Origin of the sequence: Afipia massiliensis, assembly GCF_014203115.1 — a bacterium.
GTDB classification, from domain to species: Bacteria; Pseudomonadota; Alphaproteobacteria; order Rhizobiales; family Xanthobacteraceae; genus Afipia; species Afipia massiliensis.
In genome coordinates this window covers 584,671-599,391 of the sequence record NZ_JACHIJ010000001.1, presented here as the reverse complement: position 1 = coordinate 599,391, position 14,721 = coordinate 584,671, and the positions used below count along the sequence as shown (strand labels likewise).

The following is a 14,721-nucleotide window of genomic DNA, read 5'->3' as shown; positions in this document are numbered from 1 at the left end:
GAACCAGTTCCCAGTCGCATGCGACCAACCTTGCGAGACGGCCATTGAGTGCAACCCACGCGACATCGGACGAGGTTCTGATCGGTCGCATCGCCCAAGGTGACCGGCTCGCCATGCAGGTGCTTTACGGAAGGCACCATGTACGGGTGTTTCGCTTCTCGCTGCGGCTCGTTCGAAACGAGTCAATCGCGGAAGATCTCATCAGTGAGGTTTTCCTCGATGTGTGGCGTCAGGCCGGCAAGTTTGAAGGCCGGTCCGCCGTTTCTACGTGGCTGCTGGCGATCACCCGGTTCAAGGCCCTGTCCGCCCTTCGCAAGAGGAAGGACGCGGAACTGGACGACGAGACGGCTGCCGCGATCGAGGACACGTCCGACAATCCGGAGGTCACGGCCGCGAAGAAGGACACGAGTAACGCATTGCGGAATTGCCTGACCGCACTTTCGCCAGAACATCGGGAGATTGTCGATCTCGTCTACTACCACGAGAAATCCGTGGAAGAAGTGGCCGAAATCGTGGGCATCCCGGAGAATACGGTGAAGACGCGCCTGTTCTACGCGCGAAAGAAATTGGCCGAGCTGCTCAAGGCAGCCGGCATAGAGCGAGGTTGGCCATGACTGCCACGAGCAAGCAAACCGATCGCGAGCCCACCGAGATTGAGGCTCTGTTGCCGTTCCATGCTGCGGGCACGCTCAACCTGCGTGACGCCCGCCGTGTCGATGAGGCGCTCGCCAGTGATCCCGATCTTGCGCGGCAATATGCGGCGATTCAGGATGAATACGCAGAAACCATCCTGCTGAACGAGAGCCTTGGTGCGCCGTCGTCGCGAGCCATGCAGAAACTGTTTGCCGCCATCGATGCCGAGCCGGCGCGCAAGGGCGCGGCGTTTAATCCGGTGATGCGTATCGCCGGGTTTTTCTCGAGCCTGTCACCGCGCACGCTGGCTTATGCAGGTGTCGCTGGTGCGGTGCTGGTCCTGCTGCAGGCAGGGGTGATCGGAACCGTGCTGGTCAAGGATCGCGCGGGCGGTAATTTTCAGACGGCCGCATTTCCGGCCCAGTCGACAGCCGGAACGTTTGGTCTGATTCGCTTTGCGCCCGACGCCAAGGCCGATGACATTGCGCAGTTGCTTAACAATTACAACGCGTCCATCGTTTCTGGTCCAAAGGCAGGCATGTTCCGCGTTCAGTTCGGCGACAAGGCTCTGTCAAAGCAGGACGCGGCGCAGCTTATGACGCGCCTTCAGGCTGAAAAGATTATCAGCCTCGTCGTGAGCGCCGATTAGTTCTTGGTCCGGGCATCCGTTCGGATGCCGCGCTAGGTTGTATCCCGGGCTTGGCCGCCGTCCACGGCGTCAAGCTTCGGGAGGAGAGGGGACCTCACCCGCGCGCCGCGCCGGCGCACGCATAAATTTGCGAGGACGTCAGATGACCGAGACAGGCAAAGGGGATTTCATCCGAAAGGCCCGCCTTATGCGGTCCGCGCGATCGATCGCTGTCGCAGCAGCGATCCTCAGCCTGGCAACCCCGCAGGCATTCGCGCAGTACAGCGGCATGAGCATGCGGACTGGTCCCAGCATGAACGTTGGGCCGCGCATCAACATCAATCCGACGATACGGCCCAACATTGGATACGACGGATATGACCGTATCCGTCCGAAACCGCGTCCATATATCGTGCGTGAATACGACGGTCCGCCAGCGGACTATTACGATGACCCGCCGCCTAACTATCGCAAGAAGCAGCAGCCAAATAAAAACGCTGGGAAGAAATCCGCGCCTGCCGCGGCTGACAATACTTACGTCGCGAAGGAAGTATTGATCGAGATCGCGGGTACCCCGACGGATGCGCAGGCCGATGAACTCGCACGGCGTCACCGTCTGACGCGAGTTCAATCGCAAAATTTCCCCCTGACAAACAGCACGTTTTTCCGCTGGCGGATAACCGACTCACGCTCGGTCGATACGGTGGTGCGTGAACTGGTTGCCGGCGGAAACGTCAAGGCGGCGCAGCGAAACAACATCTTCAAGCTGCAACAGGACGCGACCCCCGCGGGTGCAAAATCCCAGGGCGACCCTGTGCAATATGCGCTCGCCAAGATGCGGCTGCCCGAAGCGCATGCGCTCTCGGTCGGGGCCGATGTGACGATCGCAGTGATCGACTCTGGAATCGACGTGACCCATCCCGAACTGGCCGGCGTGATCACCGGTACGTTCGATGCGCTCAACAATGGCGAAGGACCGCATCCTCACGGCACCAGCATCGCGGGCGTCATTGCCTCCCATGCACGCTTGATGGGAACGGCCCCGTCGTCGCATCTGCTGGCGATCCGGGCGTTCGGCTCCCAGAAGAGCGGTGCGGAAAGCACATCTTTCCTGATTCTGAAAAGTCTCGACTACGCGCTGGCGAAGAATGCGCGGATCATCAATATGAGCTTCGCGGGGCCGCACGATCCAGCGATGGAGCGTGGGCTTGCCGCCGCCGCCGCAAAGGGCATCGTGCTGGTGGCTGCCGCCGGCAACGCGGGCGTGAAGTCGCCGCCGCTCTATCCTGCGGCCGATCGCAACGTGATCGCCGTGACGGCCACCGACCAGTCGGATCGGCTGTTCGCGCAGTCGAATCGCGGCAGCTACGTCGCGATCTCGGCGCCTGGCGTGGACATTCTGTCGCCGGCGCCTGACGGCAAGTACCAGATGTCGTCGGGCACCTCCCTGTCCGCGGCCTATGTCAGTGGCGTGGCGGCGCTGATGATTGCGCGCAATCCTCAGATCTCATCTGCTGACGTGCGCGCAACGCTCACGTCGACGGCGCGCGATCTCGGGCCAAAGGGGCGCGACGACCAGTTCGGCGCGGGGCAGGCCGATGCGTTCAGCGCTGTTTCGGCGGTCATACCTGCGCCGGTAGCGGCCGCATCGGACGACACGTCAAAACGCTGACGATATTGCAGGGATTGCGCGAAGCTGACATTTGGCCTGAACCCCGTGCACTTTCCGCTCGACCAATCCCGGTTGATGACGAAACCTTCGTTCCAGCAGCCTGAACGGTACGGGCGCCCATCCACCCTCGTGCCGTCCCGGTTCGGCCCGTCCGATGTCCCACGGACGGGCCGTCATTTCTCTGTTCTGCAATCTGGGTTGCCTCTTGGGTGAGGGCGGATTTCCTACCGAATTTTGCTGCGAAACGTATCTTTGTGAAAGACACTGCGGACATGCAGAATCAATTGGCGGGAGCGGATTTTGTGACCAGGACGGCACTGATATTGGCGTTGGCTCTCGCTTTCTGTCCCGCGTCGCTTTACGCACAGTCGCTCGAGGACCAGATCGGCACCGCGCTGCAAGCGAAGAAGCCGCTGACGCGCAGCATTACGGCAGTGCCGGACCCGGCGGCTGTCGCAGAGAAGCAGATTGTCGATCGCTTGCGGGCACGCTCGATCAGTGTCGAACCTGCTCAGGCGCCGACTGCCGAGGAACGGGCGCAGATCGCGGACATCGCGCGCGACAAGCCGGCCATCGATCTCGAAATCCTGTTTGAATACAACTCAGCTGACATCAGCCCGAAGGCGGTGCCGGCGTTGGTTGCGCTCGGCAATGCGTTGTCGCGGCAGGATCTGAAGGGATCGGTGTTCTTCATTAACGGCCATACTGATGCTGCGGGTGGTGCGGACTACAACCAGATGCTGTCGCAACGGCGCGCCAATTCAGTGCGGCGCGTTCTGATCGAACAATACAGGCTCGTGCCCGATACTCTGATCGCGGCAGGCTTCGGCAAGGAGCAGCTGAAGAACCCGGCCAATCCGCTAGGCCAGGAAAATCGCCGTGTGCAAATCGTGAATACCACCGTACAGGCAGCGGCGGGGCGTTGATGCCTGAACCCGTGCGATTTCTGACACGACTAATCCGTGGCGTTGATTGTGAAGCCAACGGTTTTGAGGGGACATACTTGATGAGCGGGTTTGCGGAGGTTGCTCTGCGTGCGTTTGGCATAGCGGTCGCGGCGGGATTGGTTCTCGGCGCCGCCGCGCCGTCAATCGCGCAGGATGCGAAGCCGAAGGATAACGCAGCGGTGGCAAACGCGATCGTTCTGCCAACTGATCCGGTTGCGAAGGCCGCATTCGACGTCCTCGACAAGCACTGCGCGCGTTGTCATCAGCAAGACAAGCTGGTCGACCGCGAGCGGCCTGCGAAGAATTTCGGCAACGTTCTCCAACTCGATCAGCTTGCCGTCAATCCGCACTACGTCCTGCCGGGAAATCCGCTGGGGTCGAAGCTGTTCCGCCAGATCGTCGACAAGGAGATGCCGTACGACATCTATTACGAGGGCTCGTCACATGTTCCGCCTTCCGAGGCCGACCTCAAGGCGCTTGAGAACTGGGTCAGTGCGCTTGGCACCAAGGCCGTCGCCAGTTGCGAGACGCACAAGTTCATCACGCCCGACGACATGGTCTCTTTCATGGCATCGGACCTCGGCAAGCAGCGGCCGCAACGCCGGGCGACGACGCGCTACCTGACTCTGACCCATCTCACCAATATCTGCGTCGATCCGGCTGCGATGAAAGTCTATCAGCAGGCCGCGGTGAAATTTCTCAACTCGCTTAGCCGTTCGTCCGACGTGGTCAAGCTGGAAACGATCGATCCAGAAGGCAGCATCCTGCGTTTCAATCTTGTCGATCTCGGCTGGAAATCCGCCGACTGGGACAATGTGATCGCTGTGTATCCCTATAATGCCGTGCCGGATTCGGAAGCCAGTCGCACGCTGGCCTCGGGGGCGGCAACGCCGATACCATATGTGCGCGCCGACTGGTTCGCGTTCACTGCGTCGCAGCCGCCGCTCTATGACGTGCTGCTGCAACTGCCGAACACCTTCCAGCAGCTCGCGAGAGAGCAGGGCGTCGACGTCGAGGGAAACATCCGCAACTTCGTCGCGCAGCGAGCGGCCTTCCAGCGCTCCGGCGTCAGCCAGAACAATCGCCTGATCGAGCGGCATCCCTCGCGCAGTGGTTTTTTCTGGACCTCGTATGACTTCGCGGGCAACCGCGACCGTCAGAGCCTGTTCGACTTTCCGCTCGGCCCCACTGGCCCGAACGCTTTCCATCATGATGGCGGCGAGACGATCTACAGCCTGCCCAATGGCTTTCAGGCCTACTATCTGAACACGGCGAAAGGCGACCGGATCGACAAGGGGCCGACTGCTATCGTGCGCGATCCGTCGCGCAAGGACTTTTCGGTGACGAACGGCATTTCCTGCATGGGCTGCCACGATCAGGGCATGCGCAAGGCCAAGGACGACGTTCGCGAACTGGTCCTGAAGGGACGGGTCTTCCCGAAGGACGTCCGCGATGCGGTGGAGGGATTGTATCCGCCGCATGACAAGATGGATGCGCTGATCGAAGACGATGCGAAGCGGTTCGCGGATGCAATGAAGCGCGCAGGCCTCGATTCGACGCTGAAACTGAACGGCATTGAAATGATCAACGCGCTGGCCAAGCGCTACGAGGACGATCTCGATCTGACGATGGCAGCGTCAGAGCTTGGCCTCAAGAAGTCCGAGTTCAATGAAGGCGTCGCGGATGTCGATCAGAAGTACCGGCCGCTGGTTCGGCGGCTCGCGCAGGGTGCCGTTCCGCGTGATCAGTTCGAGGTGTCGTTTCGCGGAATCGCGCCTGACCTTACGGATCTCAAGATCGTCGCCATCAGGAATGCGCGACCGCCCCAGCCCGTGCCACAACCGATTCGCAACAGCGACGACCTGTCCCTGACGTCGGACCGGGACAGCTACCGTCTCGGCGATACGCCGGTCTTTACCATCGTGGCGCCACGTGACTGCTTCCTGACCCTGACCGATATCGATGAGCGGGGTGAGGGGACCGTGCTGCTGCCGAACACCTTTCAACGAGACAACTTCATCAAGGCCGGCGTGCCGATCCAATTCCCCGGTGCCGGTGCGCCGTTTCAGTTCCGGATGAAGGACAAGGGGATCGAGACCGTGACTGCTGTGTGCGCCACCCAGGCGGGGGGCGGCGACCGCATCCAGCACGACTTCAACAATAACCAGTTCACGCCGGTACCGAATTACACCCGGACGCTGGCGCGCTCGATTGCGGTCGAATCCGTCAGACCCGGCACGCCCTCGGTCGCGGGTACGACCAATACCGGCACGGCTGCTGTCTCCGGCCGTGAGCCGCCATCGGCGGGGTCGCGGACGTCACTCCGCGCCGCGATCAGGCTTCAGGTGCGTTAATCATCCGTGAGTTTTCGGGCCTGCGGTCAGTCCGGGTCACGAAAGTTGCATGTATCTGTGGCAATAGTTGAGATACGTATTGTGCTTGTTGTGAAGCTTGAGCGATTCGTTGCGGTTGCGTGATTTTCTGAACGTCTTTTTTCAGCGATCTTTCTTGGAATCGAAATGGCCAATTCCGGCGATGCCGATCGTGGGCGAAGTGTCGTAGCGCGCTGGCGCATGCTGGCGGAGCGACGGCTTAATTATCTGATTGAACTTTACGAGACCGGCCGCTGGAAGGTCTATTACAAGGAGCCGGAATTCCTGAAAGTCATTCAGGAGGCCCGGGTGGCGCTGGCCACATGGGAGCAGCTTGCGCCCCCCGATCCGGTTCAGGACAAGCCGGTCGAGGTGGCGATCGCGCAAATGGAAGACGCCGCCGTTCTGCCGTCGCCATTTACGCAGATGCCGTCAACGCACGGCGTTGAGGCCCAGGGCGATTTGCGCAAAGCGTGAGGTTCCTTCCTTACCCAGGTCGGCGGTCACGGTCTTCGCATGATCGAGCCCGACAATCGCGGAGCCTCTCGATCCTGAAATCAGGTTGTTGCTGACCAGTGCCGTGCCGGCGCCGGACACCACCGATACGCCGATCCCGACGAAGGCGTTGCGCACCACGTTGCCGGTGATAGTCACATCGCGCAGGTATCTTCCCCAGCCGGCCATGATTCCGAATGAGGGCGCGTTCTCGATCACGTTGCCAGTGACCGCGGCGTCTGCTTCCACGACGATGCCAATGCCCGCATCATCGTCCGGCGCGGTGCCGATCGGGCGCTTCGGCAGCATATTCCGGATGACGTTGCCATGAACGGTCACTATGCGGCCGCCTTCGTTGAAATTCGCCACCGATACGCCGACGGCGCAGATGTCGACGGTATTGTTGGCGATCACCGCACCTTCGAATGCGAACTCCGAATAGAGCGCCACCTCGCGGACGTTGCTGATGCTGTTGCCGGTGATCTGGATGTTCGATGCCGAGTTGCCGCGCACGGCCGAATAATCGCAGTTGCGGACGCGGTTTCCGCTGACAATGACGTTGCCGGCGCGGAAGGCATTGATGGCGTTGCCGTGCTGGCCGGAGCCGCCGGGACCTGCCTTGATGTCATCGATACGGTTGTTGACGACGATGGTGCCGTCATCGCCGATCGTATGACGCAGGATTTCGATGCCGTTGTCTGACGCGTCCTGAATGGTGTTCTGCGCGACCAACAGCCCAAGCGCGTCGAACGACGTGAATGCCGTGTTCGCTGTCTTGCGGATGGTGTTGCCGCTGACTTCGCCCGCGATGCTTTCGAACCAGATGCCGTTTCCGCCGCTGCCGACGATGTCGCAGTCCTGGACACGGACATCGAGGCCGTTCTGGAAATGCACCAGGCCGCGCCGGTTGGGGAGTTTGATTCCGAAGCCGTCGAGCGTGAGGCCGATGAGGGCGATACCGCTCGCGCCGTCGCTGCCGACCAGCGACGATCCGCCCGTGAATTGCAGCACCGTCGCGCCGTGGACGCCTACAAGCCGGGCGCCGTTCGGCAGCTTCAATGGGCCGGTGCGATAAATGCCCGGCGGCAGCGCCAACGGCATCTGCGCATTGGACGATTCATTGATGGCACGCTGGAGGGCGCGGGTCTGGTCATCGGGGCTATTCGGACGCACACCGTATTGGGTGGCATCACGTCCGAGCGTCGATGTCAGCGGGGCGGCGCGTGCGGGCGCAGGTGCCGTTGTCAGCGCACCTGCTGCCGCACCGGCGGCGGTTGCGTTGATGAGATTGCGGCGGCTGATGTCCATGCGGCGGCCCGATCGGTCTGACTGCTTTTCCGAACGGAATCGCATCGTAAGACCTAATAATCGTAAGACCTAATACAGGAATACAGCGAACGATGCCCACGCACGCGCGTTCGCGCACGATTGTCGATGGTAGGGTTAATGGAATCGAGCTTGAGAACCGCTCAAATCGGCGCGTTGTGCGGCGTGAACAGACGGCCTTTTTCCACCACGAACACGACGGCAAGCGCCACCAACGAACTCAGCAACCCGCCGGTCGCGAGTGGAACCAGCGTGCCGTCATAGTACTGGCCGATCGCGGTGCCGATCGCGATTCCGATCAGCGTTGTGATCGATCCGAACAGTGACGAGGCTGTTCCTGCGATATGTCCCTGAGGCTCCATCGCCAGTGCGGCAAAATTGGAAAACATCAACCCGAATGTAAAGAGGCTGGCTGCGGCGAGGATCATGAACAGGGAGAGCGAAAGCCAGCCGGTGAGTGCTGCAGCCAGCATGACGGCGGCGATAGCCAGTTGGCCGACGAGGGCGATATGAGAGATCATGCGCATGCCGTAGCGGCCGACAATCCGTGAATTCAGGAAGCCGGCGACCGCGATCCCGATGGCAATCGCGGCGAAGGCGAGCGGGAAGTAGTGGCCGAGCCCGTAGATGCCCGTGAAGATCTGCTGCGACGACAAGACGTAACCGAACAAGATGCCCTGCACGCTGCCGGCGGCTAATGCGTAACCAAAGGTCTGCGGGTTCTTTATTGTCTGAAGAAAGTTGTTCGCCACCGCGCCGACGGCGAGGGATTTGCGCTCGGTGAGCGGCAATGTTTCCGGCAGGCGGACGATGATCCAGCTCAGCGTCAGCACGCCATAGACCAGCAGCACGATGAAAATTCCGTGCCATTCCGCGAGCAGCATGATGGCCTGGCCGAATGACGGCGCGATCACCGGCACCGAAATGAAGATCATCATGGCCAGCGACATCACGCTCGCCATGCGGCGGCCGCTGTAGCAGTCGCGCACGATGGACGTGGCGATCACCCGCGCCGCCGCGGTGCTCAATCCCTGCAATCCGCGCGCAAGCAAAAGCGTCTCGAAGGATGGCGCGATGATCGCGAGCAGGCTGGCGATACCGTAGACGATCAATCCGCCGATCAGGACCGGCCGACGCCCGAAACGATCGGCCAGCGGCCCGATGATGAACTGGCCCGCTCCGAAGCCGGTCAGGAACACGGACAGGACGGCCTGCACCCGGTTGGCGTTGCTGATGTGGAATGCCGAGGCCACGTCAGGCAGGGCAGGTAGCATCAGGTCCATGGCCAGCGGATTGAGCGCCATGATCGCAGCCACGATGGCCACGAACTCGCGAAAGCCCATCGGGCGATGGGTCGATGAAACCCAAGCGTTGGCACTGGTATCGGTCATGAAGAAATCGCTCGCAAAGAGGAGGTCTTCATTTAGGTCGCGATATTGCGACGCACAACGCCGCTTCCCGAATGGCTGCCAGACGGAATTGGGAATGAGGCCGAGGTCGTCCGTCGGTCGTTAGGCCGTTTCCGTCAATGAAGTAATCGACAAGCCTGAGAGCAAATACTCTTGAGTATCAGAATATATTCCTACAGGACTATATTCTGAATAATTGAGGTGAGAGAGATCGGATGACAGGGGTGAACGAAGAAAGGACTCTCCTTGCTGAACTGAAATTCCAGCTTGTCAGCGTCCTATGGGAATTGAAATTCCGCAGATTGGTGCGAGCGTTAAAGGCCAACTTCAATCCGGCTCAGCCGCGTGATGAGCATGGCCGATGGACGGACGAAAATCGTCGGAAAATTGCCAGAGGTGAAGGTATCAATGATTCCCGCATCATATCGGATGCGACGCCTGATGGTTGGATACTTGGCGCGGAATATGCGGCCGCGGATGGACATCACTTTGTGCCACGGGGTGTTTTCGGAAAGGAAAAGTATGGTTTTACTTCCGAGGTATTGGAGATTTTTAAGAAGGAAACGACCGGGCAATTGAAGGACCCGACGAGCAATCGATATGACACCATGCACCGTGAGTACAATGATGCGGTTGAAGAGGCGCTCGATCGCTTCATGAAAAACAATAGTATCGGAAGGGGGCAAATGACGCCGGATGAGGCCAGGTCTTTTGCCTCCGAAATCAGGAGGTCAGACGAACCCAGGATCCGCCAATTCAACAGACGCGTATATATGCGCGAGATCATGCGCAGCCTTCGGTACTTTCGCGGCAGGGAATAGGGGGCAAAACTATGACCGCTGAAGACGACAGAAGAGACAAGATATGGAGCCGGCTCTATCGCCAGCTTGTCAATTTTTTTAAGCACTATGGCACTGAAGACGCATGCGGCCGAGGCGACTTCTGGGTCGTTGATGACAACTATGGTTGGCGGAGGCATTACGTCTATCTTTTTAATCTTGACTTGCTGACTCCCGCAATCGTCAAGGCGGCTCACCGTTTCCTCGACGACTATCCGGGCTGGGAAATCGTGCTTGTCGTAGATGTGGTCGAAAAGGAAAAGGAATGGCCCCCGATGGGTGTCACGATCCGCAAGCACGAGATTATCGACGGCTTGCAGCGGCAATATCTGCCCGCGCGATTCCGGAATTTTGAAATTCCCGGAAGCCGACCGGGGACGGGTTACGATTAGCCGCAAAGGCGTGAGCGAATTGCAAGTCCCGCCATTTCCATCAGCATCGCTTCGCCCGCATCGACCAGTTGCTCGAAGGTCACCCGGTTCGGCGAACCTGCGCGGCGTTCCACTGTGCCGCGCGGCACCAGCGGCACATGGAGGAAAGCGGCGAGGCGAGGGCCGCCGCTGACATGGGTGGCTTCGATGGCGCGCCAGCTCAGATAGTTGCAGAGATAATATCCGGCGCTCAGCGAGACGCGGGCATCTACACCGGTTCGTTGCGCGGCGCGGAGCAGCCTGAGCGTGTGCGATCCGAAACGCTGCGTTGAATCCGGGCTGTTGACGATGGTCCGGCTGCGAACCTGAGCATGTTCGGCATCGGGCCAGATCTGGGTGACGGTGTTGCGCGCGCGGGTCTCGATGCGAACGAAAGGTGTGCGGGTCGCGAGGCCGAACATCAGCAGTGCATCGGGGCGATGAGTTGCGATCAGCGCGGGCAATTCGCGATCGACGGCGCTGTAGGTCACCGGGAAAACATGTCCGATCCGCTCGATACTGTCGAGCGCCGGGCGGCGCAGGCGCAGCAGCCTTTCGACCAGCTTTTCTGTCGGATTGTAAGGAGCGCCCGGGAAGGGCTGAAAGCCGGTGACGAGAATGCGCGGCTTGTCGCCCATCACTAGTGTCCTGAATCCGAAGTTCGCCTCATTTGCAGCGCGTTCCATAGCGAACTTCGGATTCAAAAGGGACACTAGAAAATAACAATTCTAGTGTGGTTTTGGTTCGCAAGTCCGTAAATGGGCGTGCTGAGTAAATACTACGGACTTGCGAACCACCACACTAGTCCAGCAGCGCCGAAATTGTTTCCGCTGCGAGCGCGGGCGTCATGCGGCCGTTGGCAACGGCGGCCTCGGTCTGCTTCACCTTGGCGCGGATCGCCGGATCGGAGCGCAGCCGCGCGTGCAGCCGGTCCTCGAGGATGGTCCACATCCACTTGACCTGCTGGTGACGCCGCCGGGTCTCGAAGTCGCCGGACGCAATCATCGCGGTGCGATGTGCGAGAACTTTCTCCCACACGGCCTCGATTCCATCGCCGGTCAGCGCAGAATAGGTGAGGACCGGCGGAAACCAGTGTTCGGAGCGCGGCGCGAGAATATGAAGCGCGGCGTTGTATTCGGCGGCGGCGGCTTTCGCTCGCTTGAGGTTGTCGCCGTCGGCCTTATTGACGGCGATCATGTCGGCAAGCTCGACGAGGCCTTTCTTGATGCCCTGCAATTCGTCGCCTGCGCCCGGCAGCATCAGCGCCAGGAAGAAATCGGTCATGTCGCAGACAGCCGTTTCCGACTGGCCGATACCGACCGTCTCCACCAGCACCACGTCGAAGCCGGCAGCTTCGCACAACAGCATCGCCTCGCGGGTCTTGGCAGCGACGCCGCCGAGCGTGCCGGACGACGGGGAAGGGCGGATGAACGCATTGTCCTCGGCGGAAAGCAGCGCCATTCGCGTCTTGTCGCCAAGGATCGAACCGCCGGTGCGCGCAGACGACGGGTCGACCGCCAGCACCGCGACCTTGTGGCCCTTGGCGATCAGCGCCATGCCGAGTGCATCGATGGTGGTGGATTTGCCGACGCCCGGAGAGCCGGTGATCCCGACGCGAACCGCTTTGCCGGTGAGCGGCAGCAACGCCTGCACCAGCTCGCGCGCCTGCGCCTGATGGTCGGCACGGCGGCTTTCGATCAAGGTGATGGCGCGCGCGAGTGCGGCGCGGTCGCCGGAGCGCACGTCGGAGGCGAGGCGGGACGCGCTGTCGGAATTCATCGCGTGAGCCGGCATGGATGACAGTGTGCCACCCGTTGCTCACTCCGCCGCTTCGCTGGAATGCCCGAGCCGCACGTTGAGCTTGCGGATCAGTTCTTCCGCCGCGTCCGCGATCACGGTGCCCGGCGGGAAGATCGCTTCGGCGCCCGCCTTGTAGAGTTCATCGTAATCCTGCGGCGGGATCACGCCGCCGATAATAATCATGATGTCCTCGCGGCCGCGCTTCTTCAGCGCTTCCTTCAATTCCGGCACGGCGGTGAGGTGCGCTGCTGCCAGCGACGACAGCCCGAGCATGTGAACGTCGTTCTCGACCGCCTGACGTGCTGCTTCGTCGGCTGTCGCGAACAGCGGCCCGATATCGACGTCGAACCCGACGTCAGCGAAAGCCGAGGCAATCACCTTTTGCCCGCGGTCATGGCCATCCTGACCGATCTTTGCGACCAGAATGCGTGGGCGGCGGCCTTCCGCATCCTCGAACGCATCGATAAGAGCTGCAAGTTTTTCGACCCGGTCGGACATGGTGGCGGCCTCGCGTTTGTAAACGCCGGTAATGGATTTGATTTCGGCGCGATGACGGCCAAACACCTTTTCCATCGCGTCGGAAATTTCGCCGACCGTGGCTTTCGCGCGCGCCGCATCGATGGCGAGCGCCAGAAGGTTGCCGTTGCCGTCGCCTGCGCTGCGGGTCAGCGCCGCGAGCGCCGCATCGACGTCCGCCTGCTTCCGCTCGGAGCGAAGGCGCGACAGCTTGTCGATCTGCAGGCGGCGCACGGTGGAGTTCTCCACCTTGAGTACGTCGATCGCGGCTTCGTTCTCGGGCTTGTACTTGTTGACGCCGATCACGGACTGCTTCCCGGCATCGATGCGCGCCTGCGTCTTGGCGGAGGCTTCCTCGATCCGCAGTTTGGGAACGCCGGCCTCGATGGCCTTGGCCATGCCGCCGAGTTCCTCGACTTCCTGAATATGCGCCCATGCCTTGGCAGCGAGATCGTGGGTCAGGCGCTCCACATAATAGGAACCGCCCCATGGATCGATGATCCGCGTGGTGCCGCTTTCCTGCTGCAGGAACAGCTGAGTGTTGCGCGCGATGCGCGCGGAGAAATCCGTCGGCAGGGCCAGCGCCTCATCGAGTGCGTTGGTGTGCAGCGACTGGGTATGACCCTGCGTCGCTGCCATCGCTTCGATATTGGTGCGAACCACGTTGTTGAACACATCCTGCGCGGTGAGCGACCAGCCCGAGGTCTGGCAATGCGTGCGCAGCGACAGCGAGCGCGGGTCCTTGGGATTGAACGGCTTCAGGAGCTTGGCCCACAGCAGCCGGGCGGCGCGCATCTTGGCAACTTCCATGAAGAAGTTCATGCCGATGGCCCAGAAGAACGACAGTCGCGGCGCGAAGCGATCGACATCGAGTCCGGCGGCCAATCCGGCGCGGAGATACTCGACGCCGTCGGCCAGCGTATAGGCGAGCTCAAGATCCTGCGTCGCGCCGGCTTCCTGCATGTGATAGCCGGAAATGGAAATCGAATTGTACTTCGGCATCTTCTGCGACGTGTATGCGAAAATGTCGGAGATGATCCGCATCGATGGCGTCGGCGGATAGATGTAGGTGTTACGCACCATGAACTCTTTCAGAATGTCGTTCTGAATCGTTCCCGACAGTTTTTCCGGCGGCACGCCCTGTTCCTCGGCAGCAGCCACGAACAGCGCGAGGATCGGCAACACCGCACCGTTCATGGTCATCGACACGCTCATCTGATCGAGCGGAATGCCGGCGAACAGCGTGCGCATGTCGTAGATGGAATCGATCGCCACGCCGGCCATGCCGACGTCGCCGGACACGCGGGGATGATCGGAGTCATAGCCGCGATGGGTGGCGAGATCGAAAGCGACCGAAAGGCCCTTTTGACCCGCCGCGAGGTTGCGGCGATAGAAGGCGTTAGAGTCTTCCGCCGTCGAGAAGCCTGCATACTGACGTACGGTCCACGGCTGGTTGACATACATGGTCGGGTAGGGGCCGCGCAGATAGGGCGCGATGCCGGGCCAGGTGTCGAGGAAGTCGATGCCTTGCAGATCGGCCTCGGAGTAGCCGGGCTTCACCAGAAGGCCTTCGGGTGTCAGCCACGGTGCAGCGCTGCTTTCGCCGCCCGTGATGGCAGCGGGTTCGAATGCAACGTCTGCGAAATTCGGAATGCGGGTCATTCTGCTGTCTCA

General features: G+C 61.0%; 13 protein-coding genes. 8 read left to right on the top strand and 5 right to left on the bottom strand.

The features are described from left to right. Window positions 1–44 precede the first annotated feature (44 nt). The 6 genes from HNQ36_RS02840 (at window position 45) to HNQ36_RS02815 (ending at window position 6,729) form a co-directional block, all read left to right on the top strand. Window positions 45–614: a sigma-70 family RNA polymerase sigma factor gene (locus HNQ36_RS02840; RefSeq protein ID WP_046830246.1), complete on the top strand. Its 570-nt coding sequence runs from the start codon at window positions 45–47 to the stop codon at window positions 612–614. Next, on the top strand, window positions 611–1,282 hold the full coding sequence (locus HNQ36_RS02835; RefSeq protein ID WP_046830245.1) for a hypothetical protein: 672 nt from the start codon (window positions 611–613) through the stop codon (window positions 1,280–1,282). The genes HNQ36_RS02840 and HNQ36_RS02835 overlap by 4 nt, the downstream gene beginning before the upstream one ends. 142 nt (window positions 1,283–1,424) lie before the next feature. Beyond that, window positions 1,425–2,933, top strand: coding sequence for a S8 family serine peptidase (locus HNQ36_RS02830; RefSeq protein WP_184082417.1), 1,509 nt, complete (start codon window positions 1,425–1,427; stop codon window positions 2,931–2,933). Between the two features lie 272 nt (window positions 2,934–3,205). After that, window positions 3,206–3,859, top strand: a complete 654-nt coding sequence (locus tag HNQ36_RS02825; RefSeq protein ID WP_184082416.1) for an OmpA family protein — start codon at window positions 3,206–3,208, stop codon at window positions 3,857–3,859. A gap of 80 nt (window positions 3,860–3,939) precedes the next feature. Continuing rightward, a complete protein-coding gene (locus HNQ36_RS02820) occupies window positions 3,940–6,234 on the top strand; it encodes a DUF4384 domain-containing protein (protein ID WP_184082415.1) in 2,295 nt (764 codons plus the stop codon). Between the two features lie 165 nt (window positions 6,235–6,399). Then, a complete protein-coding gene (locus HNQ36_RS02815) occupies window positions 6,400–6,729 on the top strand; it encodes a TIGR03809 family protein (RefSeq protein WP_046830242.1) in 330 nt (109 codons plus the stop codon). Here the strand turns inward: HNQ36_RS02815 and HNQ36_RS02810 are convergent. Next, window positions 6,685–8,055, bottom strand: coding sequence for a TIGR03808 family TAT-translocated repetitive protein (locus HNQ36_RS02810; protein ID WP_184082414.1), 1,371 nt, complete (start codon window positions 8,053–8,055; stop codon window positions 6,685–6,687). The genes HNQ36_RS02815 and HNQ36_RS02810 overlap by 45 nt on opposite strands. A 161-nt stretch (window positions 8,056–8,216) precedes the next feature. After that, on the bottom strand, window positions 8,217–9,464 hold the full coding sequence (locus HNQ36_RS02805; protein ID WP_184082413.1) for a multidrug effflux MFS transporter: 1,248 nt from the start codon (window positions 9,462–9,464) through the stop codon (window positions 8,217–8,219). 233 nt (window positions 9,465–9,697) lie between these two features. On the opposite strand from HNQ36_RS02805, the gene HNQ36_RS02800 reads away from it, so the two are divergent. Beyond that, complete coding sequence (locus tag HNQ36_RS02800) at window positions 9,698–10,303, top strand: hypothetical protein (protein WP_184082412.1); 606 nt, start codon at window positions 9,698–9,700, stop codon at window positions 10,301–10,303. A gap of 11 nt (window positions 10,304–10,314) precedes the next feature. Then, window positions 10,315–10,713 carry a hypothetical protein gene (locus HNQ36_RS02795; protein WP_184082411.1) on the top strand — a complete coding sequence of 133 codons (399 nt, stop codon included), beginning with the start codon at window positions 10,315–10,317 and terminating at the stop codon, window positions 10,711–10,713. Here HNQ36_RS02795 and HNQ36_RS02790 read toward each other — a convergent pair. The 3 genes from HNQ36_RS02790 to scpA form a co-directional block, all read right to left on the bottom strand. After that, on the bottom strand, window positions 10,710–11,369 hold the full coding sequence (locus HNQ36_RS02790; RefSeq protein WP_184082410.1) for a pyroglutamyl-peptidase I: 660 nt from the start codon (window positions 11,367–11,369) through the stop codon (window positions 10,710–10,712). The two genes, HNQ36_RS02795 and HNQ36_RS02790, sit on opposite strands and share 4 nt — an antisense overlap. A gap of 163 nt (window positions 11,370–11,532) precedes the next feature. Then, window positions 11,533–12,525, bottom strand: coding sequence for a methylmalonyl Co-A mutase-associated GTPase MeaB (meaB, locus tag HNQ36_RS02785; protein ID WP_184082409.1), 993 nt, complete (start codon window positions 12,523–12,525; stop codon window positions 11,533–11,535). A 24-nt stretch (window positions 12,526–12,549) separates the two neighbouring features. Beyond that, window positions 12,550–14,709, bottom strand: coding sequence for a methylmalonyl-CoA mutase (scpA, locus tag HNQ36_RS02780; protein ID WP_184082408.1), 2,160 nt, complete (start codon window positions 14,707–14,709; stop codon window positions 12,550–12,552). Between the last annotated feature and the right edge of the window lie 12 nt (window positions 14,710–14,721).

Coding starts and splice junctions, on each gene's coding strand:
- HNQ36_RS02835 (WP_046830245.1), top strand. CDS start 611: ATGACTGCCACGAGCAAGCAAACCGATCGCGAGCCCACCGAGATTGAG.
- HNQ36_RS02830 (WP_184082417.1), top strand. CDS start 1,425: ATGACCGAGACAGGCAAAGGGGATTTCATCCGAAAGGCCCGCCTTATG.
- HNQ36_RS02825 (WP_184082416.1), top strand. CDS start 3,206: ATGCAGAATCAATTGGCGGGAGCGGATTTTGTGACCAGGACGGCACTG.
- HNQ36_RS02820 (WP_184082415.1), top strand. CDS start 3,940: ATGAGCGGGTTTGCGGAGGTTGCTCTGCGTGCGTTTGGCATAGCGGTC.
- HNQ36_RS02815 (WP_046830242.1), top strand. CDS start 6,400: ATGGCCAATTCCGGCGATGCCGATCGTGGGCGAAGTGTCGTAGCGCGC.
- HNQ36_RS02810 (WP_184082414.1), bottom strand. CDS start 8,055: ATGGACATCAGCCGCCGCAATCTCATCAACGCAACCGCCGCCGGTGCG.
- HNQ36_RS02805 (WP_184082413.1), bottom strand. CDS start 9,464: ATGACCGATACCAGTGCCAACGCTTGGGTTTCATCGACCCATCGCCCG.
- HNQ36_RS02800 (WP_184082412.1), top strand. CDS start 9,698: ATGACAGGGGTGAACGAAGAAAGGACTCTCCTTGCTGAACTGAAATTC.
- HNQ36_RS02795 (WP_184082411.1), top strand. CDS start 10,315: ATGACCGCTGAAGACGACAGAAGAGACAAGATATGGAGCCGGCTCTAT.
- HNQ36_RS02790 (WP_184082410.1), bottom strand. CDS start 11,369: ATGGGCGACAAGCCGCGCATTCTCGTCACCGGCTTTCAGCCCTTCCCG.
- meaB (WP_184082409.1), bottom strand. CDS start 12,525: ATGCCGGCTCACGCGATGAATTCCGACAGCGCGTCCCGCCTCGCCTCC.
- scpA (WP_184082408.1), bottom strand. CDS start 14,709: ATGACCCGCATTCCGAATTTCGCAGACGTTGCATTCGAACCCGCTGCC.